The sequence below is a fragment of the Nocardia amikacinitolerans genome (assembly GCF_900215415.1).
Lineage (GTDB): Bacteria > Actinomycetota > Actinomycetes > Mycobacteriales > Mycobacteriaceae > Nocardia > Nocardia amikacinitolerans.
The window spans coordinates 41,594-66,403 of record NZ_OBEG01000009.1 but is presented as its reverse complement, the minus strand read 5'-3'; the positions used below and the strand labels follow the sequence as shown (position 1 = coordinate 66,403).

Annotated in this window: 24 protein-coding genes; 9 read left to right on the top strand and 15 right to left on the bottom strand. The window is 66.4% G+C overall.

Translation table 11 applies throughout. The features are described 5' to 3' along the window. Positions 1 to 135 precede the first annotated feature (135 nt). From CRP45_RS31045 to CRP45_RS31030, 4 genes are all read left to right on the top strand, one after another. Complete coding sequence (locus tag CRP45_RS31045) at positions 136 to 1,146, top strand: alpha/beta hydrolase (protein ID WP_097248199.1); 1,011 nt, start codon at positions 136 to 138, stop codon at positions 1,144 to 1,146. A 78-nt stretch (positions 1,147 to 1,224) separates the two neighbouring features. Next, positions 1,225 to 2,505, top strand: a complete 1,281-nt coding sequence (locus CRP45_RS31040; RefSeq protein WP_097248198.1) for a PucR family transcriptional regulator — start codon at positions 1,225 to 1,227, stop codon at positions 2,503 to 2,505. 231 nt (positions 2,506 to 2,736) lie between these two features. Continuing rightward, complete coding sequence (locus CRP45_RS31035; RefSeq protein WP_097248197.1) at positions 2,737 to 4,431, top strand: PHA/PHB synthase family protein; 1,695 nt, start codon at positions 2,737 to 2,739, stop codon at positions 4,429 to 4,431. Further along, positions 4,415 to 5,278 (top strand): alpha/beta fold hydrolase, encoded by an 864-nt coding sequence (locus CRP45_RS31030; protein WP_097248196.1) that lies wholly within the window; start codon positions 4,415 to 4,417, stop codon positions 5,276 to 5,278. The genes CRP45_RS31035 and CRP45_RS31030 overlap by 17 nt, the downstream gene beginning before the upstream one ends. 16 nt (positions 5,279 to 5,294) lie before the next feature. Here CRP45_RS31030 and CRP45_RS31025 read toward each other — a convergent pair whose 3' ends face one another. Continuing rightward, on the bottom strand, positions 5,295 to 5,915 hold the full coding sequence (locus CRP45_RS31025; RefSeq protein WP_097248336.1) for a TetR-type transcription factor C-terminal domain-containing protein: 621 nt from the start codon (positions 5,913 to 5,915) through the stop codon (positions 5,295 to 5,297). A 104-nt stretch (positions 5,916 to 6,019) separates the two neighbouring features. Here CRP45_RS31025 and CRP45_RS31020 point away from each other — a divergent pair, with 104 nt between their 5' ends. Beyond that, positions 6,020 to 7,165, top strand: coding sequence for an acyl-CoA dehydrogenase family protein (locus tag CRP45_RS31020; protein ID WP_097248195.1), 1,146 nt, complete (start codon positions 6,020 to 6,022; stop codon positions 7,163 to 7,165). A 94-nt stretch (positions 7,166 to 7,259) separates the two neighbouring features. On the opposite strand, the gene CRP45_RS31015 is transcribed toward CRP45_RS31020, so the two are convergent. After that, the gene (locus CRP45_RS31015) at positions 7,260 to 7,850 is read right to left on the bottom strand and encodes a DUF3558 family protein (RefSeq protein WP_143861583.1); all 591 of its coding nucleotides are present in this window, start codon (positions 7,848 to 7,850) and stop codon (positions 7,260 to 7,262) included. A gap of 91 nt (positions 7,851 to 7,941) precedes the next feature. Beyond that, positions 7,942 to 8,259: a VOC family protein gene (locus tag CRP45_RS31010; RefSeq protein ID WP_245910625.1), complete on the bottom strand. Its 318-nt coding sequence runs from the start codon at positions 8,257 to 8,259 to the stop codon at positions 7,942 to 7,944. 32 nt (positions 8,260 to 8,291) lie between these two features. On the opposite strand from CRP45_RS31010, the gene CRP45_RS31005 reads away from it, so the two are divergent. Then, entirely contained in the window at positions 8,292 to 8,567 is a 276-nt protein-coding gene (locus CRP45_RS31005; protein WP_097248192.1) for a Rossmann-fold NAD(P)-binding domain-containing protein, read from the top strand. A 170-nt stretch (positions 8,568 to 8,737) separates the two neighbouring features. On the opposite strand, the gene CRP45_RS31000 is transcribed toward CRP45_RS31005, so the two are convergent. From CRP45_RS31000 to CRP45_RS30990, 3 genes are all read right to left on the bottom strand, one after another. Beyond that, on the bottom strand, positions 8,738 to 9,307 hold the full coding sequence (locus tag CRP45_RS31000; RefSeq protein WP_067788035.1) for a hemerythrin domain-containing protein: 570 nt from the start codon (positions 9,305 to 9,307) through the stop codon (positions 8,738 to 8,740). Positions 9,308 to 9,486: 179 nt separating this feature from the next. Next, positions 9,487 to 11,166, bottom strand: a complete 1,680-nt coding sequence (locus CRP45_RS30995) for a beta/gamma crystallin family protein (RefSeq protein WP_097248191.1) — start codon at positions 11,164 to 11,166, stop codon at positions 9,487 to 9,489. Between the two features lie 20 nt (positions 11,167 to 11,186). Beyond that, positions 11,187 to 11,813, bottom strand: coding sequence for a hypothetical protein (locus CRP45_RS30990; RefSeq protein WP_097248190.1), 627 nt, complete (start codon positions 11,811 to 11,813; stop codon positions 11,187 to 11,189). 316 nt (positions 11,814 to 12,129) lie between these two features. Here CRP45_RS30990 and CRP45_RS30985 point away from each other — a divergent pair, with 316 nt between their 5' ends. Next, on the top strand, positions 12,130 to 12,498 hold the full coding sequence (locus CRP45_RS30985) for a hypothetical protein (RefSeq protein WP_143861582.1): 369 nt from the start codon (positions 12,130 to 12,132) through the stop codon (positions 12,496 to 12,498). A gap of 180 nt (positions 12,499 to 12,678) precedes the next feature. On the opposite strand, the gene CRP45_RS30980 is transcribed toward CRP45_RS30985, so the two are convergent. Further along, positions 12,679 to 14,040, bottom strand: a complete 1,362-nt coding sequence (locus tag CRP45_RS30980; RefSeq protein WP_097248188.1) for a phosphatase PAP2 family protein — start codon at positions 14,038 to 14,040, stop codon at positions 12,679 to 12,681. 312 nt (positions 14,041 to 14,352) lie between these two features. On the opposite strand from CRP45_RS30980, the gene CRP45_RS30975 reads away from it, so the two are divergent. Further along, positions 14,353 to 15,546: a coiled-coil domain-containing protein gene (locus tag CRP45_RS30975; protein WP_097248187.1), complete on the top strand. Its 1,194-nt coding sequence runs from the start codon at positions 14,353 to 14,355 to the stop codon at positions 15,544 to 15,546. After that, positions 15,543 to 16,838, top strand: coding sequence for a hypothetical protein (locus CRP45_RS30970; RefSeq protein ID WP_097248186.1), 1,296 nt, complete (start codon positions 15,543 to 15,545; stop codon positions 16,836 to 16,838). The genes CRP45_RS30975 and CRP45_RS30970 overlap by 4 nt, the downstream gene beginning before the upstream one ends. 66 nt (positions 16,839 to 16,904) lie before the next feature. On the opposite strand, the gene CRP45_RS30965 is transcribed toward CRP45_RS30970, so the two are convergent. From CRP45_RS30965 to CRP45_RS30930, 8 genes are all read right to left on the bottom strand, one after another. Beyond that, positions 16,905 to 17,597 (bottom strand): hypothetical protein, encoded by a 693-nt coding sequence (locus CRP45_RS30965; protein WP_097248185.1) that lies wholly within the window; start codon positions 17,595 to 17,597, stop codon positions 16,905 to 16,907. A 141-nt stretch (positions 17,598 to 17,738) separates the two neighbouring features. Next, entirely contained in the window at positions 17,739 to 18,611 is an 873-nt protein-coding gene (locus CRP45_RS30960) for a phytanoyl-CoA dioxygenase family protein (protein WP_097248184.1), read from the bottom strand. A gap of 81 nt (positions 18,612 to 18,692) precedes the next feature. Continuing rightward, a complete protein-coding gene (locus tag CRP45_RS30955; RefSeq protein ID WP_097248335.1) occupies positions 18,693 to 19,358 on the bottom strand; it encodes an MspA family porin in 666 nt (221 codons plus the stop codon). A gap of 65 nt (positions 19,359 to 19,423) precedes the next feature. Then, a complete protein-coding gene (locus tag CRP45_RS30950; RefSeq protein ID WP_097248334.1) occupies positions 19,424 to 20,077 on the bottom strand; it encodes an MspA family porin in 654 nt (217 codons plus the stop codon). Between the two features lie 193 nt (positions 20,078 to 20,270). Next, complete coding sequence (locus tag CRP45_RS30945) at positions 20,271 to 21,539, bottom strand: aspartate aminotransferase family protein (RefSeq protein WP_097248183.1); 1,269 nt, start codon at positions 21,537 to 21,539, stop codon at positions 20,271 to 20,273. A gap of 88 nt (positions 21,540 to 21,627) precedes the next feature. Next, a complete protein-coding gene (locus CRP45_RS30940) occupies positions 21,628 to 22,491 on the bottom strand; it encodes a phytanoyl-CoA dioxygenase family protein (protein ID WP_097248182.1) in 864 nt (287 codons plus the stop codon). A 109-nt stretch (positions 22,492 to 22,600) separates the two neighbouring features. Further along, positions 22,601 to 23,641 carry a dihydrodipicolinate reductase gene (locus CRP45_RS30935; protein WP_097248181.1) on the bottom strand — a complete coding sequence of 347 codons (1,041 nt, stop codon included), beginning with the start codon at positions 23,639 to 23,641 and terminating at the stop codon, positions 22,601 to 22,603. A gap of 162 nt (positions 23,642 to 23,803) precedes the next feature. Beyond that, positions 23,804 to 24,742 carry an alpha/beta hydrolase gene (locus CRP45_RS30930; protein ID WP_179831073.1) on the bottom strand — a complete coding sequence of 313 codons (939 nt, stop codon included), beginning with the start codon at positions 24,740 to 24,742 and terminating at the stop codon, positions 23,804 to 23,806. Between the last annotated feature and the right edge of the window lie 68 nt (positions 24,743 to 24,810).

The window sequence follows — 24,810 nt, the reverse complement described above, 5'->3', positions numbered from 1 at the left end:
GATCGCGTGCGCCGCGGACCGGCTGCGGTGGATCTCGTGTCGGACGCGCTCGTTCGCAGTCATCCGACTGGGTCATATGACTATGATCGTGAGGTACGGATCACACTTTGTCAATGTCTGGAAAGGCGCACCGCGATGACCGACGGCACTCCCCGCTGCTGGGACCTCCTGGACGACCTCGCCCGAGCGGTGGCGACGGCGATCGCCGCGGCGGTCCCCGCCTCGCTCCGCGAACTCGGGCCGGATCTGGCTCGGACCCTGCTCGCGACGCGACCGGCGGACCAGCCGATCACCCCGATCGACGTGGTCGAACCGATGCGGATTCCGACACGGGCGGGTGAGATCGGCGCTCGTCTGTACCGCCGGAACCCGTCCGGCCTCGCACCCGCACTGCTGTACCTGCACGGCGGGGGATTCGTGCTCGGCACGCTGGACGGCGTCGACGAGTTGTGTCGCGCGATCGCCGCGCGATCCGGGTGGGCCGTGCTCTCGCTCGAATACCGCCTCGCCCCCGAGAACCCGTACCCCGCGGCGCTCGAGGACGCCGTCGACGCCTTCGCCTGGCTCCACGAGTCGGCGACCGGCCTCGGGATCGATCCCGGCACGATCGCCGTCGGCGGCGACTCCGCGGGCGGAAACCTCGCGGCCGCACTGTGTCTCGTGCAGCGGGACGGCGGCGGGCCGATGCCCGCGGCACAGGTCCTCGCTTATCCCGCCGTGGACGATCGGTTCGCGCGCGACTCCTGGACGGAATTCGCCGACGCGCCGCTGCTCACCGCCGCCGACGCGAAGTGGTCCTACGAGCAGTACGTCGGAGCCGATCGACGCGTGCCCGCTGACGTTCTCGCCGCCCCGATGCGAGCGGAATCGCTGCGCGGCCTGCCGCCCGCACTGGTCGTCACGGCGGAGGTCGACCCGATCCGCGACGATGCCGAGGCGTATGCCGCGCGGCTCGAGGCGGAAGGGGTCCCGGCCACCGTCATCCGTTACGACGGGGTGTTCCACGGCTTCTTCACCGAGGTCGGTGTGTTCGCCCAGACCGGGCGGGCGATCGACGCGGTGTGCGAATTCCTCGATCGGTCGTCGTCGTGCGATGTCGACGGCGATGCGGATCCGGACGAAGTGCACGCGGAGGTGGTCGTGTAGTCAGAGAGTGGCATTGTCGCCGGAGAACAGCTGACCGAAATCTCGCCCCGAAGTGGGCATACGTCCACATTTGGAGGTGTGACGAACGTGCGTCACGACGACATCGACGCGGACCGCTACATCGCGGCGATCGCCGCCCGGCTGACCGAACGGGCGGCCGACGTCTGCGCGATCATCCGCAGCTCTCTGGAAGACGACATCGCCCAACTTCGGGGCGACCCACGCACCGACGAGTTGCTCTGCGCCAGTATCGAAGCCAATGTCGGCGCCATCCTGAACGCCCTGCGTTACAGCCTGTCGGTCGCGGGCATTCAGGTTCCCCACGCCGCCGCGGAGTACTCCAAACGAGCCGCCAGGCAAGGGATTCCGGCCATGGCGCTGATCCAGGGCTACCGCCTCGGGCAGCGCCGCATGACCGAGCTGGTCTTCGCCGAACTGCATACGCCGACGGTCCCGCCGGCGGATCGCATTCCCGTAATCGAGCGAATCACGGCGATCATGTCCGAGTACATCGACCGCATCACCGAACAGGGCATGGCCATCTACGACGCTGAGCGTGCCCGCTGGCTGGAGAACCAGAACAGCATCCGCGCGGTGCGGGTCCGCGAGGTGCTCGGTGGTCGCAAGAACCTCGACGTCGACGCGGTCACCGAGGTCATCCGGTATCCGCTGCGCTGGCATCACCTCGCGCTGGTGCTCTGGTATCCGGACTCGGAGACCGACGGCGACGCCCTACCTCGCCTGCAGCGACTGGTGCGCGAACTTGCCGAAAAGGCCTGTACCGCAGCGAAACCGCTCATCGTCGCGGCGGATCAGGTCAGCGCATGGGCGTGGCTGCCGTACCGGGCCCAGCCCGGCGACCTGATCAGCGGTATCCGGAAATTCGTGGCCGCCCGTCAGGACGCGCCGGATATCGCCATCGGCACCTTCGGGATCGGCCTCGACGGATTCCGTCGCTCGCACCGCAGCGCCCAACGCGCTCGCACGGTCGCGCTGGCGCGCGGACTGCCTTCCGCGACCGTTGTCGCCGCGAGTGATCCCGGGCTGGCGACCGCGGCGCTGCTTGGCGCCGATCTCGCCGAAACCCGGGAGTGGGTGTGCGAGGTTCTCGGCGATCTGTCCGGTGACAACAAGAACGACGCCCGCCTGCGCGAGACGCTGCGGGTCTTCCTGCGCACCGGGTCCAGTTACAAGGCCGCCGCCGCCGAGCTGGACCTGCACTTCAACACGGTCAAATACCGCGTCGGCCGTGCCGTCGTGCGCCGCGGACGGCCGATCGGGGACGACCGGCTCGACGTGGAACTGGCACTTCTGACGTGCCACTGGTACGGGTCGGCCGTGCTGCGCCCGACGCGGTGACCTGAAATCGCCCCGCCGCGCGATCGACAATTCGCGTGCCGGGGTTTGTCTTCGCAAGACAAAGACGCAGTGCTGTGCACGGGCTACTTTCGCGACATCCGACATGTTTCCCCGACGACCGTCGCCGCTCGTCGAGCTTCGGACCGGAGCGGCGCCACCCGATGCCGCGCCGATCCCCACACCGCACGACAAACTGAACCGTCGGCATCGGCCGACAAGGGGAGATCAACTATGGTCGTCGACAATTCGGCTTTCTCCGACGAGCACGCCGTGCCGTTGGATCTGCTGCTGACCGGTTCCGCGCTGGGTATGGGCCGCCGCATGCTGCCGAACAGCTCATGGTCCAGGCTCGCGTTGGACTTGGCCAAACGCCCCCGCTTCGTCGTCGACAAGCTGGGCGGTCTCGGCGACGAACTGGCGGCCATCGTGCGCGGTGCGAGCACCCGCGCACCGGCCAAGGCGGACAAGCGATTCGCCGATCCGGCCTGGCAGACCAATCCACTGTTCCGGCGGGCCATGCAGACCTGGCTCGCCGCCGACGACACCGTGCACGCCCTGCTTGCCGAAGCCGATCTGGACTGGCGCGACGCCGAATGGATGCGGTTCGTGGTGGACAACATCCTCGAGGCCCTCGCACCGAGCAATAATCCGCTGTTCAGCCCACCGGCCTGGAAAGCCTTGGTGGACACCGGCGGACTGAGCGCCATCCGCGGCTTCCGACACTTCCTCGACGACTTCTCGGACGCGCCGCGGGTGCCCTCGACGGTGGCGCCGGACGCGTTCACCGTGGGCGAGACCGTCGCGCTCACTCCGGGTTCGGTGGTGGCCCGCACGGAGATGTTCGAGCTGATCCAATACGCGCCGCAGACCGATCAGGTGCGGGCGGTGCCGCTGTTGATCGTGCCGCCGATGATCAACAAGTTCTACATCCTCGATATCAGTCCGGACCGCAGCATGATCGAATACCTGGTGCGCGGCGGCCAGCAGGTCTTCACCATCTCCTGGCGCAATCCCACTGCCCAGCAAAGGGATTGGGGTCTCGACAACTACGGGCAGGCCGTCCTCGACGCGCTGGACGCGGTCGAGCGGATCAGTGGATCCGACCGCGCCCACGTGCAGGCGTCCTGCTCCGGCGGGATCCTCGCCGCCATGACCGCGGCCCATCTGGCGGCCACCGATCAGGTCGAGCGGCTGGCCGGGCTGACGCTGCTGGTGACCGTTCTCGATCAGCATCGCGCCGGTCTGGCCGCGGCCGCGCTCGACGAGGACACCGCGAATGTCGCGATCGCGATGTCGGCCAGGCAGGGCTACCTCGACGGGCGGTCGCTGGCCGAGGTGTTCGCGTTCTTGCGGCCGACCGATCTGGTGTGGCGGTACTGGATCAACAACTACCTGCAGGGTCGCCGACCCGAACCCTTCGACGTGCTGTTCTGGAACGCCGACACCACCCGGATGCCCGCCGCGCTGCATCGCGACATGGTCATGATGGGCGTGCACAACACGTTGGCAGCGCCGAACCAGGCGACCATGCTCGGCACCCAGGTCGATCTCTCGATGCTGCCGGTCGACGCGTACGTCGTGGCCGGGATCGCCGATCACATCTCGCCGTGGCAAGCCTGCTACCGCAGCGCACGGCTGCTCGGCAGCAAGGATCTGCGCTTCGTGCTGTCCACCAGCGGTCACATCGCCGCCCTGGTGAATCCGCCGGGAAACCCCCGTGCGTCCTTCCGCGTCGGATCCACCGACCGGATCGAACCCGGCGAATGGGCCGAAGCCCATGCGCCGCAACAGGGTTCGTGGTGGCCGAACTACGCCGCATGGCTCGCCGAGCGCAGCGGTCCGGAAGTCGACGCGCCCAGCGCGCTGGGCAGTGCCGAATTTCCTCCGCTCGTAGAGGCGCCGGGAACCTATGTGCTCGAGCGCTGAGGGTTCCGGCGCCGGGCGGCCGCGCGAGCAACGTCTGGTCGCCGTTCTGGGACAACAGATCCGGGTCGACGTGCGCTGGGGAACCGGCGTTCCGCTCGTGTTGTGCAACGGCATCGGCGCCAGCTTGGAGGTGCTCGACCCGCTTGTCGCGCACCTGGATCCGGATACCACCGTCGTCCGCCTCGATGTCCCCGGCACCGGCGGGTCGCCGAATTCTCCGCTGCCGTACGGGTTTCCGTATCTGGCGACCGTCGTAGGCCAGCTGCTGCGCAAGATCGGCCTACCCGGACAGGTCGATATCCTCGGCCTTTCTTGGGGCGGCGCACTGGCCCAGCAGTTCGCCTTCCAGAACCCGCGCCGCTGCCGCCGTCTCGTCCTGGTCGCCACCGGCACCGGCATTCTCATGGTCCCCGGCAAGCCGAGGGTCCTGTTGAAAATGCTGACCCCACGGCGGTTTCTGGACCACGAATACGCCGCGCGGATCGCCGCCGAGATCTACGGCGGCAGCGCGCGGGACAACCCACGCGTCATCGCGCGGCTGCTCGACCGTCAGCTCATGGCCGGATCCCATGTCGGCTACCTGCACCAGTTGCTCGCCGGTTCGGTCTGGACCAGCCTCCCCGCCCTACCATTGATCCGCCAGCCCACCTTGATCATCGCGGGCACCGACGATCCGATCATTCCCCTCGCCAATCCCCGCATCATGCGACGACTTCTCCCGCACCCCACCGTGCATCTCCACCCCGGCGGTCACGTCGATCTCATCACCAATGCCGCCGAACTGGCGCCGGTCATCGAACGCTTCTGCGGGCGGGGGCGAGGACCCCGGCATGGTTCGCAAACCTAAGGAGATAAGCAATCGCTTAGTCGGAGGCCTTGACCATCCGTTCCGCGAGACTCGCGAACGCCGATCCCACGCTCGCGGGCGTGTGGAGTTCGCGGGATGGGTACCAGCGCATCGTGTCGATGCACAGCGACAGCACGGCCAGCGTGGTCGTATCGATGTTGTCCACCGCGAACTCGCCCGTGCGTACGCCCGCCGCGATGATGTCGCGCACCGTCGCCACGGTCCGGTGACGCAACTTCGTCACTTCGGCGCGGCACTGCTCGCTCAACGCGTGCCACTCGTGTTGCACGATCCGGGCCGTGGTGTGGTGCTCGGCATGCCAGTACGCGAAGGCGTACACCGCTGCTCGCAGCCGTTTCGTCGGACTACCCGGGCTCGCGGACGCCTCCTCGAGCACGGCGAGCGCCGCGGTGTGACCCGCGGTCGTGAGGTGTAGCAGTATGTCCTGTTTCGATTCGAAATGGACGTACATCGCGGCCGGGCTCATGCCGGCGCGAGTGGCGATCTCGCGCGTGGAGGTGCCGTGATACCCCTTCTCGGCGAACGCGTCACGGGCGGCGTCGAGCAGTCGCTGGACCGCGGGCTCGCGGGGTGTCGAAGCGGCGTCGGCCCCGCCGCCCCGCGTAGTCGTGGACATCGTCAAGCCGGCCACCTTCCCGTCCGAGAATTTCTTGACATCTTCGCATGATGTCCACGATAGTAAGCAATCGCTTAGCACCACCCGCGCTCGAGAGGATCGATATGCTGCGTTCGGCGTTCACCGAAGACCATCAGGAATTCCGCAAGTCGGTCCGTGACTTCCTTGCTCGTGATGTCGTTCCGAACGCGGAGGAGTACATCGAGAACAAGCTCATTTCCCGCGCCGTATGGCAGGAGGCGGGCAAGCAGGGTCTGCTCGGGCTGGAGATTCCCGAGGTCTACGGCGGCGGCGAAGCGGGTGACTACCGTTTCAACGCGGTCGCCATCGAGGAGTTGGCCGGTGTCTCGATGGCGTTGGCCTCGAGCCTCAGCATCCACTTCGACGTGGTGGCGCCGTACCTGGTCGACCTGGCCTCGGCGGAGCAGAAGCAGCAGTGGCTGCCCCGTTTCTGCACCGGTGAGGTGGTCAGTGCTATCGGGATGACCGAGCCGTCGGCTGGTTCGGACCTGGCCAACCTGAAGACCACCGCGGTCCGTGACGGTTCGGACTGGATCCTGAACGGTTCGAAGACGTTCATCACCAACGGCTACACCGCGGACCTCGTGGTCGTCGCGGCGCGGACGAATCCGGAGCAGCGCGCCAAGGGAATCAGCCTGTTCCTCGTCGATGCTTCGGCGCCGGGATTCGAACGCGGCCGCAAGCTGGACAAGGTCGGACAGCCCGAAGCCGACACCGCCGAGCTGTTCTTCGACAACGTGCGGCTCCCGGCCGACGCGATCCTCGGCGAAGTCGATCGGGGATTCGCGTACATGATGGAGCGGCTGCCGCAGGAGCGGATCGGAGCGGCCGTCTGCAACGTCGCGCACGCGAAACAGATTCTCCAGGAGACGATCGAGTACACCAAGGAGCGCAAGGCCTTCGGTGCGTCGATCGGGTCGTTCCAGCACAACAAATTCCTGCTCGCCGAACTCGTCACGAAGATCGAGGTCGCGCAGGCGTATGTCGATGCCGCCGTGGTGGCGCACGCGGAAGGGGCCCTGACGGCGGTCGACGCCGCGAAGGCGAAGTGGTGGTCGGCGCAGGTGCAGAACGAGGTCCTCGACCATTGCGTCCAGTTGCACGGCGGATACGGCTACATGCGCGAATATCGCGTCGCGCGCGCGTGGATGGATGCCCGCGTGACCAAGATCTGGGCGGGCTCCAACGAGATCATGAAGGAGCTGATCGGCCGGGAGCTCGCCCTCTGAAGCACCGCCACCTGGCGCCCGCGATCAGGAGATGAACGTGGACAACATCCTTCGACCGGTCGCCAGGGAGATGGGTCGGTGGTCACTGCCCAGCTCAGCGTAGGCGGGCGGCGATGACGGTAGCGACGTCGATGGTTTTCGCGCAGACGTCCCAGTCCACGCCGGTGGCGATGCCCGAGACGGCGATGCCCAGGTAGAAGGATCCGCCGGAAGGCACGGACGCGTACAGCGAGCAGCTGCCGTTGCGCCCGTCGGGCCGCAGGGTCGGTGTCAGCGCGGCTCGGCGGCCCGCGATGGTGATCGTCCGTTCGAGCGGATCGCGAACCCTCCGCTGGTCGAGATCGCTGAGATCGCTTGTCGCCGGGGCGAATCGGAGGGTGAAGCCGCCGGACTGCCCGGTCTGGATGGACGACCAGGAGCAGCTCGGCAGCTCCCTCGGCGGCGTCGCCTGCTTGCCGCTCGGCTCGAGCACGAAGCGGGCGATCTCGTCCGGGCCGAGCACGCTGCACGGATGGTAGGTGAGATCGGTCAGGGGCCACGGCGGCGGCGCGACCGGCGACGTGGTGGGAGCGCTCGCCGACGGGCTCGGACTACCGCTGGTGTCGCATGCGGTCGCCGTCGCGGCGACTACGGCGGCACCGACCACGCCGAGAATCCACCGGCGGTCACACACAGAACTCGGCATCGCGAACTCCTCCCTGACACCGATCACACCAGATCCGTGGGCGCGCTGCCATTCTCACTCCCGTGACGGTTGCCGGGCAGGCGCCATCCGGTCAGGCGGCGGTGGCGACCTTCCACAAGTAGCCGTCGGGGTCGCTGAAGTACCCCGAATACCCACCCCACTCCGCGGCGCTCGCCTCTTGGACGACGGCGCCGCCCGCGGCCACCGCCGCGCGCATGACTTCGTCCACCGCGTCGCGGGAGTCGGTGATGAAGTGGAACGAGGAACCGCGGAATCCGGAGCCCTCCGGGGAGACGCCGGCGTCCTGGGCCGCCGCGTCCCATTCGTAGAGGGTGAGCGACGAGGATCCCTCGCCCAGACTGCACTGGACGAAGCCGGGGTAGTCCTGGGTGACCGCGCAGCTGTTCATGGTGGTCACCCTAGGCGGCATCGCGGTGCGAATTGCCGAGGCGTTCGACGGCGGAACGAATCGCCGCGCGGCACGGCGGCATCGATATCGTCATCTCCAATGCGGCGGCGCGCATTTCCCCCGATCTCGACAACGCCGCCCAGGTGCGCGGCTTCGTCGACACCAACAACCACGGCACACGACGGATGCTCGACGCGTTCCTGCCGCTGCTGCGCGACGGCGCGCGCTACGTGGTCGTGGCGAGCTGGCCACCCTGCCCGCCGGAACCCCCGACCCCCACGGCGAATTGGTGCAATACCGCAAGGTGATTCCGTTCTCGACCTGAGCCTGTGTGTTCTCCTGCTGCCGCGGGTTGTTGCGCCGGTCGCGCCAGATCAGCAGGGCCGCCTATGCGGTCGGCACACGCGGTCGTCGATCGGTGGGGGACGGGTCGTTGTAGCGGTTTGGCGGATATCTGCGCTGCGGCCGGTCTTTCGAGTCAGGTCCGCTTCATGCTGCCGACACTCAGTGAGCCGGTCGCGGCGGTCCGGAGCTTTTTCTCCGCCGCGCGGACGTAGCCGACGGGATCCTTGTCGACGGGCTGGACGCCGGCATAGTTTCGCGCCTCGTAGGCGGCGAAGGCGACGGCCAGCTGATGGCGGCGCGACAGCCCGGCCAGGCGACGGAAGTCGGTGAGGCCCTCGCGTTCTTCCTCGGCCATGTGATCGCTGTTGGCCAGATTGGCCGCCGCGACAGCCGCGTACCAGTCGTCGGTGCCGACTCGATGACGCGCCACTTCGGCGATCGCGTCCCTGATCTCGTTGTGATCGTGGATGGCGTCGAGCGTCTCGTCCTCCACCCCGCTCGCGCGTCGGGCCGCGATACCCGCTTGGAGCAGCGCGGGGTAGAAGATCTCCTCCTCCGCCTGCGCGTGCAGTTCGAGAAAGGCCGCCAGTCTGCCCCAGATCGCGGAGAGCACCCCGGTCTCCGTGCGATCGATCTGCTCCACAATCGCGAACAGACGCCGCTGCTCACGGTGGTCGTCGAGGATCAGCTCGGTAATGTCCACAATTCCTCCCTGATGCCGAATTCAGGTCAGTACTGGACGCCAGGGCAGACCGCCTTTCGAGGCAGCTGGCATGTCCCTTCGGGGTCGACAATAGCTCACCGGCACCGCCGACGACTTGGGGTCGATCCCAGAACCACCCACAAGTGCCGCCTGTGCGCGATGGCGCTGCAGGGGAGGTGCTAGAGGGCGTATTCGAAGACCTCCAGCGAGGACGCTCGGTTGTCCCAGCCCGGTGGCATCACGAGGGTGTCGCCGTAGAGGTCGATGGTGGCCCCTTGGTATTCGGGGAATTCCCAGAGTCGTACCGCGAGACCCGCGGGGATGAGCAGTACCGACAGTGCGGACACGCCGAGGGTGGTCGTCGACAGGTCGGGATACTTTCCGACCTTCAGCTGGAGAACCGGGCGGGACCACTGGTAATCGAGTGCCACCACATAATCGATCCGGGGCGGGCCGTCCTCGGCGTGGTAGACGATGAGCGAGGAGATCCTGTCGTTCCACTCCATCGGGACCGCGGGAGTGTCGGAGGTGAAATCGATGAACGCGCCCTGGAACCACGCGTGTTCGTATCCGCGCATCACCAGCCCCTCGGGAACCTTCACGGCGCTGATCTGGTCGTTGCCGATCATGATCTGGCTCTTCGCATCGTCGTATGAGCCGATCTCGAGTTTCTGGGATCGACCGGGGATACCCTGCCAGTCCGCCGCGTAATCGGCGTGGGTGAAGATCTCGACCTTATCCGTCGAATGCTGGGTACGAACCGGCTTGGGAGTGGGAAGTGGGTCGGGGACAACGGTTTTCGGATATTGCTGCTGGGTTTCTTCGGCGAAGACCTCGGGGAAGCACGCGGATGCTGGGCTGTTCATGGCTCGGCTCGCGCATGATCTGATGAGGGCCATGTCGGACTGGACGTTCTCGACGGCGGCACGGATCTGCCCGATGTCCGCACCATTGGAGAAGTCGAACCGGCTGGGATTGTCGACGATGTACTGGAAGGTGTTGAGCTGGTCGATCAGCTTGCTTCGGCGTTGCGCGCAGAAGATGATGACGTCTTGGGCGTGCTCGATGTCGACCTGGTTCGGCGGGTTCGGGCCGTCGGCGATGGACAGTGGCGCGAGGGTCACCGAATACGGCACCGCCACCTCGTTCGGTCGCTCGGCGAAGCTCTTCAGGAATTCGTTGACGTTGCGCAGAAGTTCCATCGGATTCTCGACTTCCGCGATGTGCAGATCGACCGGACCGCCTTCGTGGTACATGTCGATGGTCAGTTCGCTACGGTACTTTCGCTGAACCGCAGCGAATTTCGACTTGGCCTCCGCGGAGAACAAGCCGTAGGAGCCGGACAGTTCCGCTGAAATCGATTGGCTGAGCTCCGATGATCCGGTGTCGATACGCAGGTAGCCGGCGAACAGGCCGCCCCGGCTGATACCGCGAACGAACATGTTCCCGTAGCGTTCGCCGAACAGGGAAGGGTTGTCGGCGTGCGAGGCCGCGGTCGGTGTCAGGGCAGGCGCGTCGATCTGCTCGAAACCGAGTTTGACGCTGGCGGTGATCAACATCGTGAGGGAGGACGACTGCACTTTCGCGCTCTGGGCGAATGCGAACCGCCCCGAGACACCCGCCCCGAATGCGGCGCATCCATAATTCGCTTCGGCGGAGATGGCAAGCGACTCCTCCATCTCGCCGGTGGTGTTGACGCGCTTGACGTGAAACCGAACTGTCGCGCCCGGCGCGGGCCCGACCGGAGTCGCCTGCCCCGCCACCGCCTGATTCTTTGGTCCGCCGGAAGCGAGATTCACGCCGATTCCGAAGTCGTACCCTTCGAGATACGGCACTTTCACCTGGTCGGGAAGTCCCACTGCATTCTCCTGTTCACCGGTTACCGCGCAGCCCAGACGAGTCCGCACGTGTTGTCGGTCAGACTGCAGCGAGCTACCAGCGCTTCGGAGTGCTCATGTGCGACAGCCTCTTTCAGCGCGGCGCCGAAGTCGTTGTACGCCGACCCCGCCCAATACCCTTCGGGAGTCGTGCCGATGGCTGGAATCGGATGATCCTCTCTGGCGCAGGTGGCGACGTAGACGACATTGGAATCGGCTTCCGGACCCGTATACAGCTCCTCGAAGTCGTCGTCGAGGGGCCGCAATGGAGTGTCGCCGGGTATTCCGAGCACGGTGATGACGACACCGGCCAGTCCGAATGCCGCGCGACGAAACAGATGCGCGAGCCCTTCGGCGACCCCCTCGACGAACAGGTGGTGGAGCCATTCGTGGTCGTCCTGTTCCTGGAGTTCCGACCAGTGCGTCCAGGATGTCGCTGCGGGGCCGTCGGGTGGACGCCCCCAGTCGTCCTTACCCGCGTCGACCCCCTCGAGGTAGACCTCGAGGAGGTCCGGTGCGTAGGGCGGCGGATTGTCGTCCGCGGCGGGGTTGGTGAATCCCCAGACGTAGCCCATTTCGAAGGCGGCCCCCTTGTGCGGGTCGGCTGCGTAGGGATTGTGTGTGGTCATTGGTCAACCCATCCGCGTTTGTTGGCTACGACGCTGCGCGATGCCGTACTCGAATATTTCTGTGCTGCAACGGTTTACGACGGTTGCGTGCGGCCTGCGTCCTCCGCTGCGGTGGCCGGCGATTCAGCCTATGGGCCGGATACCGCGATCGGAACGAGTAGCCGACTACTCGACTTCCGATCCACGCAGCGATCGATCATCCGGCACGAAAGGTCGAGACATACAACGCATTGCGACGCAGTCGGAGGCGGCCGTCCGGACCGCGCCGGTCGAGCGCCTCCCCATCGAGGCCGAGATCAACGGCGCCACAGCCCGTTTGACGCCGAACCTCGACCCGGCGCGTGCGCAGTACCGCCCCATCGCCGAGCCCTCGGCGGCGAACGACTCCGCCGAACGCCAACAGGACGCCCTCGCGCGCGCCACATCGAACATCGCAAGAGGACTCGGCATCGGCGCCGGAGTCGGCGCCATCGGAGCGGGCGTTCTCGGCTGCCTGCTCGGCGGCCTCACCGGAGCCGTCGTCACCGCGCCACTGGCCATGATGCTGGGTGCGGGACCCTTGCTCGGATGCGCGATCGGCGCGGCCACAGCCGTGCCCGGCGGGGCCGTATCAGGCGTTCTCCACCTCGCGGCCCCGGTGATGGTCCCCGCATTCCTCGAGTACCTCATCACTACCAACACCTAGGCGAGCCGGTCCGGGGACATTCCTCTCGACGCCCACCGGCGGCATGAGATAGCCCGGCGAATTCGGGAAGTGCTGTGATCGCGGATTGCCGCCGATCACAGTGTCTTCGCCGCGTGTGCTGGATGTTGGAGCACGGCTCGAGCCTGGTCGCGCGGGTCGACAGGCAAGCCGCGTCTCACTTCAGCGACGCTCGAGTTCGACCTGATCGGCCTCGCGCGCAACGACTTCCGGACGTCGCGGAGCGAACCAGGTTCGGTAGAACACGATGGACAGTGCGGTGAGAATGCCGAGGATCGCGATCCCGAAGGGGATCGGGTTGGTCGCCATCGGCATCGCGAAGTAGCGGACGCACACCAGCACTCCCACGAACGTGGCGATCCCCAGCGCCACCACCCGCACGCGCGAACGATCCCAGCCTCGGTCGGGGTCGCGCAGGGCGGACTCGATCGTCAGGCACAGCGCGGCGCCCGCCACGAGGTCGACGCCGTAGTGTGCCCCGAGGCCGAGCGTCGCGATGAGAGTGCACACCAGCCAGAAAGTACCGCCCCAACGCAACCAGACCGGCCCACGTCGTGAGTGGATGAACAGCGCGAGTGCCCACGCCGTATGCAGCGACGGCATACAGTTGCGCGGCGTGATGCCGTCGAAGGGCATCGATTCGACCGAGGCGGGAAGCGCCGGAACGAGATTCGGCCAGACGTCGGCGAGTTCCATGCCGTGCCCCTGCAGTCCGAACGCGAGCACAGGTCCCACCACCGGGAAGATCACGTAGAAAACCGGGCCGATGAGGCCGAGTACCAGGAACGTGCGCACCAAGTGGTGCCGCGGCCACGAACCCGTGGTCACCCCGCGCAACTGCCAGATGGCGACGACGATCGCCGCCACCGGAAGCTCGAAGTACACCCAGCGCACCACACCCAGCGGTACCGGCCCGGCCAGGTCGAGCGCGTGCCCGACGACCCACGCCGGACTGCCGAGCGCTCGATCGGCCAGCTCCACATACGGGTCGAGGACCTGCGGACAGGACCATGCCGTGATGTCCAACCAGATTTCGCCGACCTTCGTCGCGAGGATGAGCAGCGCTCCGAGCGCGATCGTGTGCAGTGCCGTCTGCCGTCGCGCACCGCTCCACCGTAGGGCGGCGATCACCGCCAGCGCCGTCAGCACAATGGTCGGTCCGTTGCCGACGGTGAACGGCCGACCGTCGAATGCCCGAATCGCCACGAAGACCAGATCGATGGCGACCGCGGCGGCGAGGGCGCTCACCCGCACCCGGCCGGTGACACCGATCAGGGCCAGCAGGAAGCCCGCCCACGGTGTCGTCGCCGACTTGGGCGTACCGGCGTAGTCGCGAAAGAGGCTGGTCAATGGACCGAGAGCGTGGATGTGAACTGCGATTAGCTGACCAGCGACAAGTACAAGCACCGCGGCGGCAATGCCGCCCCACACCACGGTCGGCCGAAATCGACGCTCCCGGAGTCGCTCATCTCCCGCTGACTCCGGGGGTGAGGTCGAACTGCCGTGCGCGTCGTGAATAAGCATTCGGACATCGTAAACACGCCGTGAACACGGCTTGACGCGGCACTTAACGCCGACCGACGCCGAGCGATTGCGAAAACGCATGCGCGCCACGCGGGGACGTCGCGGGGTCTCCTCGGACTCCTTGTGAACGGCGTTCGTCATGGCGGGCGAGGCTCCTGCCCGCCCACAGCCTTGCAACTGTCGGATCCTCGACCGTGGGGCCGCCCGGGTGGTGCACTCGAGGTGGGTCGCGGTGGTTCGCAACACCATTCAGTCCGGCCGTATGCTCGGAACCGCCATTTCCTGTCGGGGACTGTCGCTAATGTCGAGCGCATGGACGCGGTGCAGGTGCAGAAGAAGCTCGAGCTTTCTCCCGACGAGGATTTCGTCCTCACGGCGTGGCAGTACCGAATGATGCAGCGCGACATCGCCGCATCGAAGGGCAAGTACCTTCCGTCCAAGCGCGAAATCCGCAACTCCTTTCGCGACAACGTGGTTGCGGCCATCTTGCTGCGCAACCAGGACGACTGGTCTCCCGCTGTTGCCGAGGTTGTTCACCAGATCGCTGCGGATGGCGAGTCTCCGAATCTCGAGGTACTCGAATCCGCTGGGCCAGCGATCTCCTCGGTCGTGGTGAGACGGTCACGAGCTCTGCTTCTGCTCATCGACCTCTACGGCTTCGAGCCGTGGGTAGCGGGCAAGTGGGAGAAGGCCGTCCGCGCCGAGGTTCTCATCGCCGCTCATGGGTCGATGGATCAGCTTCATCCCGAAGACCTCCATGCTGTGGAAACCGCATACAAGGACGCGATCAAGAAGCTCTCGAAGGCGAGCAACTGGACCAAGTACGCGCTCCTCGCTGGGGCCGGCCTCGGACTCGGCGTCCTGACCGGCGGCCTCGCCGCACCAGCGATTGCGGGAGCGTACGGAGCGCTTGTTCTCGGCTATTCGGGCGCGGTCGCTACTTCTGCAGGCCTGGCCGCGATCGGCGGCGGTTCCATCGCTGCCGGTGGACTCGGTATGGCCGGTGGTGCCGCCCTCATCACCGGCTTCAGCGGTGCGGTGGGAGCCGGGGCGGTTACGCTTGCGGGCAAGGCTGCCGGGCTCACGGCAGCTCGCATCGCGGCCGACGCCATCCGACTCCACGTCGTGACCCAGCTTGTGCTTCGCGATGTCGACGGCAACGAAGAGGCAGCAAAGGCCGTCATTGTCAGCCTCCGCGAGCGAGTCACCAACCTTGGCAAGACCGTCGCGACTCTCGCCGAGCGAATCGAAAGCCTTCGTGCGCAGCTCGAGACCAAGCAGGCAGAGTTGAACGCGGAGCGGGATCAACGCTTGGCGGCCGAAGATCGCGTCGCCCGCTTCCGGGTCGTCGCCGACCGGCTCAAGGAGCGTGTCACGGGACCCGAGAATGATGAACTTCAGGCCTTGCTCACCGAACTCGAGGTCCTCGAGGGCGAGAAGAAGACCGTCGAGACCCTTGCCCAGGGGGTCTCCGTCCTCGCAGACGACCTCGAGGACGCAGCGTGAGCACCGCTGGCGGCAACTCCAGCGACCGGATCGCGCCGATCGATGACGACTACGTCGGCAACTTGGACGCACTCACGCGAGATCTCGACGACATCGAAATGATCGCCGCATCAGCGCTTTCGGATAAGACGATCGACCATGCGGTGACCGAGCGCCTCGCCGGCACTCCGACAGACCTCACCTATTCCGAACTCACAGCCCACCACCAAGAGCGTCGTGAAGTCGAGGGATGGGGAGAGGCCGAAATAGCCGATATCCTCGACCCGTTCGCGCTGGAGCAGCTCGATGGATGGCGGGCAGCCCAACGGCTTCCCTGGGAACGCGGCGACCTGGTTGTCGTCGGCATCTCCGGGCTCATCGGCGCACTCGGAAACCTCTACGACGACCACGTCGACGCTGCCGTGCTCAGTGGCCTGTCCTTGTTGAAGAAGACCGATCTGCTCCGCCGGTGGGAGAGACAAACCGCCCGACTCCCCATCGATTACACCGGCCCCGAATTCGGCGGTCCGGCACATCGCGTCCGGTCCGCCGGCCACGACATCGGCCGGTTCTTCGCCGCCCTCAATCAGATCCGTACCGGAACCTTCGAAGGCACATGGTGGGATGACGGACAGCGGATGGTCGCACAAGTTACAACAACTCGCTCCGGTTTGCCGTTCGCGCAAGCGCCCCAGCCGCATCTCGCAGTCGCGCTTCTGTTGAAGCACTGGGCCGCCGACTTCGTGACCCCGATGAACCTTCCGCTGCCGGGATGGACACTTCTCTACGAAATGCCGAACCCCGACTTGCGGAAATTCGCCCATGAGGCTTACGCCGGAACGAACTCCGGTGACGGGCTGAATCTCCGCTCCGGAATGCTGACACCTGGTCTAGGGATGCTCGCGACCGAGGTCGTCATCCGAACCCACACACACCTCGGGGCCTACCGTTCCACGGGCACTTCACGCCTGACGACCTCCTCAGCGGCAAAGCACACAGAGATGCTGCTCGCCGCGCACGCCGCAGCCGGAGCGATCAGCCTATCGAAGACCGCCGCAGCAACAATCGCCGGTGAAACCGTAGTCGCCGCTCGGCACCTCAACCTTCCTGTTCTCGTGCGGATCGGCATGCTCGCGCTGAAAGTCCGCTCCGATGCCGCGGCCCGCGCAGAAGCCGGAGCACCGTCGTGGGAACAGCTGCTCGCTGACGATGCGGCGACCTGGACCCTGCCCGAGGCGGTCACCATCGCGGACCTATTGACGAACTCGGTCGGCCCATCACCCGCCGACGAATCGGAATCTCTCATGTCCTAGCGGAACGGGGGCCGGGTGACCAAACCCGGCCGGGTTGGTGTCCTACGTGGCCCCAACCGCCCCTGATTACTGTGGGCTGAGGGTGCCGAACTCCGCAGCGGCCGCGCTGCGTTGGGATGCCTCGAGCGCGCGGTAGCCGTGGTAGTAGGTCACGAGCATGAGCCCCCAGACCGACATCGCCAGGATGTAGAACAGTGTGTGATCGGCATCGTCACCGGGAATGGGGAAGTAGTCGTAGATCACCGCGACGAACGCGCCGAGGGCAGTCGCCACGGACACCCAGGCCGCGTTTCGCCGGTCGCCGATCCGCCACAGGCGCGCGGCCACCGAGAACATGAACAGGGCCACAGCGAGATTGACCACGAGATAGAAGATCGCCCATCCCGACTCGACGGGCCGCGGATCCAGCGCGCGGTTGAGTCCCACGGCGACGCCCGCCGCGATGGCAGCGGCCTCGACCAGCCACGATGGACGGTACCGATGGGTCACCGCCAGCATCCCGATCACGATGAGCAGCGTCATGCCGAACGACCGCGAGAACGCGTCGAAGAACACCATCAGGTGGTAGCTGAGGCTCGAATGCGAGACGCCGGTGGCGGCCAGCACCACGACGTTCGCACCGGACACCCCGATCACCAGCCACTCCAGTGCGAGCAGGAAATTGGGCTTGCCGCGCAGGAACTTGATTCCGTAGTAGAAGCCGGCGGTCAACATGAAGAGATCGGCCAGCACGGCCAGTAACAGAGCGAAATCACTCATCGGGTGTCCTTCGGGACTGGGGATCGTCGTTCGGGGGTCGCGGGCGGAACGCTCGCGATGGTGGGGACCGTCGCTGTCGTGTCGGCGGCCGTCCGGCGGTGGATCGCCGACACGACAGCGATCCGAGCTGGCGCGGCGAGGTCAGGAATCGAGACCGAGGTGGTCGGCGAGGTCCGCGTAGTCGACCTGCCACAGGCCGGGGGAGCCGGTCGGGTACTGAGAGCGGAAGCCGAGCACCCGCTGTACGCGCGGCGGGAGCGTCTCGGCGACCTCTCGGTCGACCAGGAACGGGTACGCCTCCTCCGGGGTGAGGAAGCCCGGGTTGAAGGCGAAGGCAACGCCGCGCCGATATTCGTCGGTCGTCTTGTTGGCGCCGCCACCATGCACCACCTTGCCGCTGATGACGAGCGCGTCACCCGCGTTCATCACCGCCGGGATCGTAGCCTCCGGGGTGCCGTTGTCCTCGAAGTTCTCCCAGTGGTTGCTCCCCGGGATCACCCGGGTCGCACCGTTCTCCTCGGTGAAGTCGGTGAACGCGATCAGGAAGTTGATGGTCACCTCGGGGCCCTGCGGACCCATGCCGATGAACGGGTACCAGTTCCCGAGGTCACGGTGCAATATCTGCGCGGCATTGCCCGGACCGATCTCGATGACCTGGGCGGTGGTCATCCAGTAGGTGCCCGACTCCTCGAGGTACACCGCGTCGCACAGCTCGTGGACGAGGTCTTTCCCGATGATCTCGTTACGGAAGGTCGGGCTGTGGGTGACGAGGTTGGTGAGCCGCTTGGTGTTGCTGCCGTGGAACGCGGCGACGATTTCGTTGTCATGAGTCGATCCGGGCCGCAGGGCCTGCAGCGGGGCCTCGACGTCGGCGTTGAACCGGTCGATCTGGTCCTTGGTCAGGAAACCCTTGATGATCACGCCGCCGTCGCGTCGGATGATCGCGAGGATGTCGGCCACCGGCGTATCGGCAGGCACGGATTCCAGGGCTTTGGTTGGCTGTACTGCGGTCATGGGTTCGACTCCATTCGGGAAGGTTGGTTGACTTGTATGCGAAAGCCGAGCGGCGGATTCGCCGTCGCGGCGGACCTGGTGTCAGCCGAGGCTGAACGGCTGGCCCCACAGCGTCACCCAGCTGGTGACGCGCTCGGTGACGATCTCGACGCTGACGAAGGCGCGGGCCTGCGCGTACCCGCCGCAGCCGGACAGACCGATGGTCTGGTCGGACCAGGTGACCGATCCGCTGCCACCGGAGAACACGTTGTAGACCTTGTGGTCCTCGTTGCCGAAGTCGTCGGCCTTCTCCCGGTCGAGGAGGTAGAACGACTGCGCCTGACCGGGACCGAGGGACAGCTCACCACCGGTGTTGGCACCGGCACTGGCGTTGCCCTCCCAATCCGAGGCCCCTTCCACACCCCCGCCGACACCACCGCCTGCGATGTTCACCTGGCAGCCGACGACGTAGCCGGGCATGACGAGGCCCCCGGCCTCGGCGCCGGTGCCGGCGAGTTCGACGTGGGCCGAACCCGATACCCACGCGTTGCGGTGCACCGGAGTCGAGCCGAGCGAGGGGCTGATATTCGCCGACTCCCCGGTGAGCCGGACGGTCACGACGGTGCCGTCGGACAGGGTTTCGACGAGCTCGCCGCCGGGCAGCGGGACGAAGGTGTCGGCGGTCGCGGTGGGTGTCGCGGCCAGGCCGAGCGCGAGGGCAGCGACCGCGCCGGCACCCAGGCGGGCGAGATACTGACGGTTGAACATCGAATTCACCTTGGTGGTTTGAGGTTTCGCGATGCGAAGCGATGGACGCGAGGGGATGGGCCGGTTCAGCCGATGCTGAACGGAGCGCCGTAGAGCGAGGTCTTCGAGTAGTGGTCGCCGATGATCTCGACCACGGTGTAGGCACGGGCCTGGGCGTAGCCGGCACAGCCCTGGATCTCGATCTCGGCGTCGCGGTATTCCACCGAGTAGACCCCCGGCTCGAGAATGTCCTTGTAGTCGATCTGGACGAACTTCACCTCGCCGGGCCCGAGGTTGACCCCGATCGATCCGCCCGCGCTCACCCCACCGGTCGAGATCCCGCCGGAGACCCCCGCGCCGATCGCGTCGTCGGCGATGCTCACCTGGCAGCCGACGAGGTAGCCGGTGTTGAGCTGCGAGGCGCCGTGGGTGGAGGAATTGTTGCTGCCGGGCAGGCCGGCCGGGCCATTGGTCGGGCCGACCTCGCCTTCGGGTGTGACGGCGACGTCGGCACTGGCCCGCCCGGAGACCCACACCACCCGGCCCGCACCGTTGGCCGCCATCGATGGCGACACCAGGGCGCGTTCGCCGGTGCGGGTGAGCGTGACACCAGGCCCCGACTTGGACCCGTCCGGAAGGGGGACGAAAACGTCGGCGCCGGCAGGCACCGCGGTCGCGATGGCGTAGGACACCGCGGCGATACCGGAAATGCCCAGCACGGCGGTCGGGCGAGAAATCATGATGATCAGAATCTCCTTTGATTCCGGGACGCGAATCGGCTCGCTCGAATTCGGAATGCAAGGCTGAGCCATTCCCGGCGAAATGGGATGGTGTGAAAGACGAATGCGGGGACGCTCGATCCGAATCGCGGCGAATGGACAGCCGCGGATTCGGAACGAGAGCGAAGGACGTTGTCTACAAGCCGTTCGCGCGCTACGGACGCGCAGGGACCCGCTGAAGGACTCGCTCGAGGAGCGCGGCCGTTTCCTGGATGTCGTCGAGCGAATGTGCGGTACTGAGGAAGATCTTTCCGGACGGCATGAAGACGACGCCCGATTCGACCATGCCGACGGTGATCTCGCTCCAGAGCCCGTCCGTGCCGTGCAGGCTTGTCTCCTGACCGTGCGGCACGAACTGCAACAGCGACCCGACGCGCCGGAGACCGGCCGACGCCTCGGCCGAGTTCAGCACGTCGGCGATCGCCGTCTCGAAGGCGGCGCCCAGATCGTCCAACCTCTCGAACACGCCGGGCTCGGCGGACAGCTCCATCGCGGCCTTCACCGCGGCGAGCGCCACCGGATTGCCGTTGAAGGTTCCCGCGTGGGTGAGGCCGTCCTCCACCAGATCGATGATGTCGGCGCGTCCGACGACCGCACTCTGGGTGAAACCGCCCGCGATCGCCTTGCCGAACACCGAGAGATCCGGGCGTACGCCGAACTTCTCGGCGGCGCCACCGCGTGCGATGCGGAATCCGGTGATGACCTCGTCGAAGATCAACACGACGCCGTGCTTGTCGCACAGGCCGCGGATCGTCTCGAGGAAGCCGGGCGCCGGATTCGTCACGCCCGCGTTGCTCATGATCGGATCGACGAGCACGGCGGCGATCTGCCGTTCCTCGGCACTGGCGAGCAGTTTCTCGATGGCGGCGGTGTCGTTGAACTGGCTGATGATCAGGTCGGCATGGGCATGGGGACTCTGCCCGCGGCTGGCTGGGACGGCGGTCTCACCCGTGTCGTCCGCCGTCATGCTCGCGTACACGCTGTCGTGCCAGCCGTGGTAGGCCTTCGTGAACTTCACGATGCGGTGGCGGCCGGTGGCTGCTCGGGCGAACCTCAAGGCGACCTGCACGGCCTCGGTCCCGGTGTTCGTCCACACGAGGCGCTGAGCGCCGGGCACCGATCCGAGTACTGCCTCCGCGGCCTCGTATTCGAGGCGATGGCCCATCCCCACAACCTGCATCGATGTCATGACTCGCATGACCGAGTCGATGACATGAGGGTGGCTGTGGCCATGGACCAGTGGCCCCCAGGCCATCACGTAGTCCAAGTAGCGGTCGCCGTCGAGGTCCCACACGTGAGCTCCGCGGCCCTTCTCGACGAAGAGCGGAACCGGCCGCATCGCGGCGCGAAGGCCCGAGCTGACGCCGCCGCCGAGGCTCAGGCGGGTGCGCTCGAAAGCGGTTCTGGAGGAGTCGATTCCCATACATTTCCTTGATTGCTGCGAGCCGACGTGCCGAAGCGGAACTCATCGCGAGCACGGCGGGGGGCGACAGAGTGTGCTGGCCGGTGTGTCAGAGCTGGAGGTAGTCGCCGAGCTCGTTGTAGTCCACCTGCCAGAGGCCGGGCGAACCAGTGGGGTACTGGGAACGGAAGCCGAGAAGGCGCTGCACACGCGGCGAGAGCTGCCTTGCGATCTCGATGTCGACGAGGAAGGGGTACGCCTCCTCGCCGGTGAGGAAGCCCGGGTTCAGCGCGAAGGCCACCCCACGGCGGTACTGGTCGGCGGAGACGTTCGCGCCGCCGCCGTGCACGGTCTTGCCACTGAAGAAGAGCGCGTCCCCCGCCTTCATGGTCGCGGGAATGGTGGCCTCGGGGGTGCCGCGATCCTCGAAGTTCTCCCAGCGGTTGCTCCCCGGGATGACCCGCGTCGCGCCGTTCTCCTCGGTGAAGTCGGTGAACGCGATCATGAAGTTCACGGCGACCTCAGGGCCCGCCGGGCCCATGCCGACGAACGGGAACCAGTTCTCCAGGTCACGATGCAGGACCTGCGCCTTGTTTCCGGGGCCGATCTCGATGACCTGGGCCGTGGTCATCCAGTAGGTGCCGGACTCTTCGAGAAACGTGGCGTCGCAGAGGGAGTGGAGCAAGTCCTTGTCCAAGATCTCCTCGCGGAAGGTCTTGCTGTGGGTCACGAGGTTCGTCAATCGCTTGGTGTTGCTGCCATGGAAGTCGGCGATGGCCTCGTTTTCGTGAGTCGAGCCGGGCGCCAGCGCCTTCATCGGCTGCTCGATTTCGGCATTGAACCGCGCGATCTGGTCCGGCGACAAGAAGTTCTCGATGATCACGCCTCCGTCCTCCGCCACGATGGCGAGGATCTCGGCGAGCGGGGTCGTCTCCGTCACCGAGCGCAGAGTGGCCTTGACTTCGGTGTTCATTGCTTCTCCATTTTCTGACCAATTGTTTGAATCAATTGATCTGATCGATTGATTTGATTGTGTGACGGAAGCCACGTTGTGTCAAGAGCCGACCGGGAATCGCCAGTGGTCACCGGACGGCCGCGCGGGTCCGGCCGCGGCCCTTGGCGGCGAGAGATCGAACAGGGAGATCGAGCATCGTGCGCAAACCGGGCGCGAGGGTCGCGGCCTCGTCGACGACGTTGCAGGCGACGGCGACCGTCGCGGGGGCACTGGCGAAGCCGGCAGGCGCGCTGGCGGAGATGTCACCGTCCGGCGTCCGCAGAGTCCACCTGTCGCCGAGCTCGACGGCATCCAGATCGGGACGAAAACCGAAGTGGATGCTCAGCTCGATGACGACGTTGTCGCGATGCGAACCGCGAGCGCTGTGCGTGATCCCGGCGACCGTGCCTGCCTCGATGCGCGCGTGCGCGCCGATACGCTCCCGCTCGGCGACCACAGCGATCTCCGGGAGTCCGACGTCTATCGAGTCGAGTTCGAGCCCGAGCGCGTAGGACAGCGAGCCGATCGTTTCGGCGAAGCCGAAATGCCCGGGCAGGTTTCCCGCGGCCACCGCGGAAACGAATTCGTCGGGAGTCAGCCCGAATCCGAACTTGTGCAGGATTCCCCCGTAGTCGGCCATCTCGGCAGTGCGTTGCACGACCACCCCCTCGACGGTCGGCACGAGAGACGACAGGACGGTGGGAATCACCTCCATGAGCATGCCCGGATTCGCGCCGGTTCCGAGCACAACGGTGCCGTGCTCACGTGCGACCTGGTCGATACGGCGGCTGAGTTCAGGGTGAGCGCCCCAGGGGAAGCTGAGCTCCTCGCAGATGGAAACAACATGGACCCCGTTCGCCGCCAGCGCTGTCACGATCGGCTCGAGTTCGGCGAGCGCTGAGGTCGTGGCCACCAGCGCTGTACGAGAGCCGGCCGCGGCGGCGAGGTCGCCGGAAATCGGGACGCCCAGGTGGCCCGCGCCCAGCAGATCTCCCAAATCTCGACCGGCCAACGCGGGGTCACGATCGACGGCGGCGGTCACGCTCCGGCGGTCACGCTCGAGCAATGTGCGCGCCGCTTCCCGGCCAACGGCGCTGAGTCCGACGATGGCAACTCCGGTACGACTCATAGTGATCACTCCTTACTGAGATGCGCTCGAGGGCGCGGGATATGGCGCCGCAATCGGGATGTGCACGATCGCCGCGACGACTGCCTGTGCCCGGGTGGCCACGCCGAGCTCGGAAACCCGATGGCCGCACCTCGCCGGACACCATGAACGTGGGCCCGCCGATCAGTGGCCGAAGTGGGTCCGAAGATGCTGCGCCGCGTCAGTCGCGGCGCGCCTCGCCTTTTCGATGGTGGCCACCTCGGTAAAAAATCCGTGGAGGACACCGTCGTATTGGCGAACCTCTATCTCGGCGCCGGCGCGCAGCACCACGGCGGCGAATTCCTCGTAATCCGAACGCAAGATGTCCACTTCGGCGGCCACGAGGAAGGTCGGCGGCAGAGCGTGCAGCGTATTGGACAGGATGGGAACCGCGCGCGGGTCCCGGTCCGCTCCGTTGTTCGCGGTGTAGTTCGACCAGAACCACAGGGCATCGGCCTTGCAGAGGACTGGCGCGTGCTCGAAGGCGTCCCAGGACGGCCCCGCGTGAGCGTTCGACGTCGAGGGATAGGCGAGCACGAGCGATCTCGGCATGGGGCGGTCCGCTTCGGCCAAAGCGGTGCAGATCGACAGTGCGAGGTTTCCGCCCGCACTGTCACCGGCCAGTGCGATGCGGGACGGGTCGACACCGAGTGACACCGCCTCGCGCTGGACCCACTCGTAGATCCAGAGGCAATCGTCGGCGGCCGCGGGAAATGCGTGCTCGGGCGCGCGCCGGTACTCGACGGAGATGACGACGCACTCCGCCTCGACGCAGAGGGATCTGCAGAGATCGTCGACGCCGTTCAACGTGCCCACCACGAACCCGCCGCCGTGCATGTAGAGCACCACGGGCAAATCGAGCGCGGCGGAAGGGCGGTAACAGCGCACGCGGAGCGGACCGGCGGGACTGTCGACGGTCCGCTCTTCGACATCGTGCACGGGTCGCATCGGCGCGGCGGCGGTGACCGTATCGAACAGCGACCGCATGCCTTCCACGCCGTACTGGGAGTACGGGGGTGCGGGCGCTTGGCGGAGCAACGCTTGTGCAAACGATTTCTGGTCGTCATCGAGCATGTCGAGCATGGCGGTTACGGACAGGCCCATCGAGCCCCCTTTCGGGTCGCCTACCTCCTCGCTTCTTGCGGAAGCCC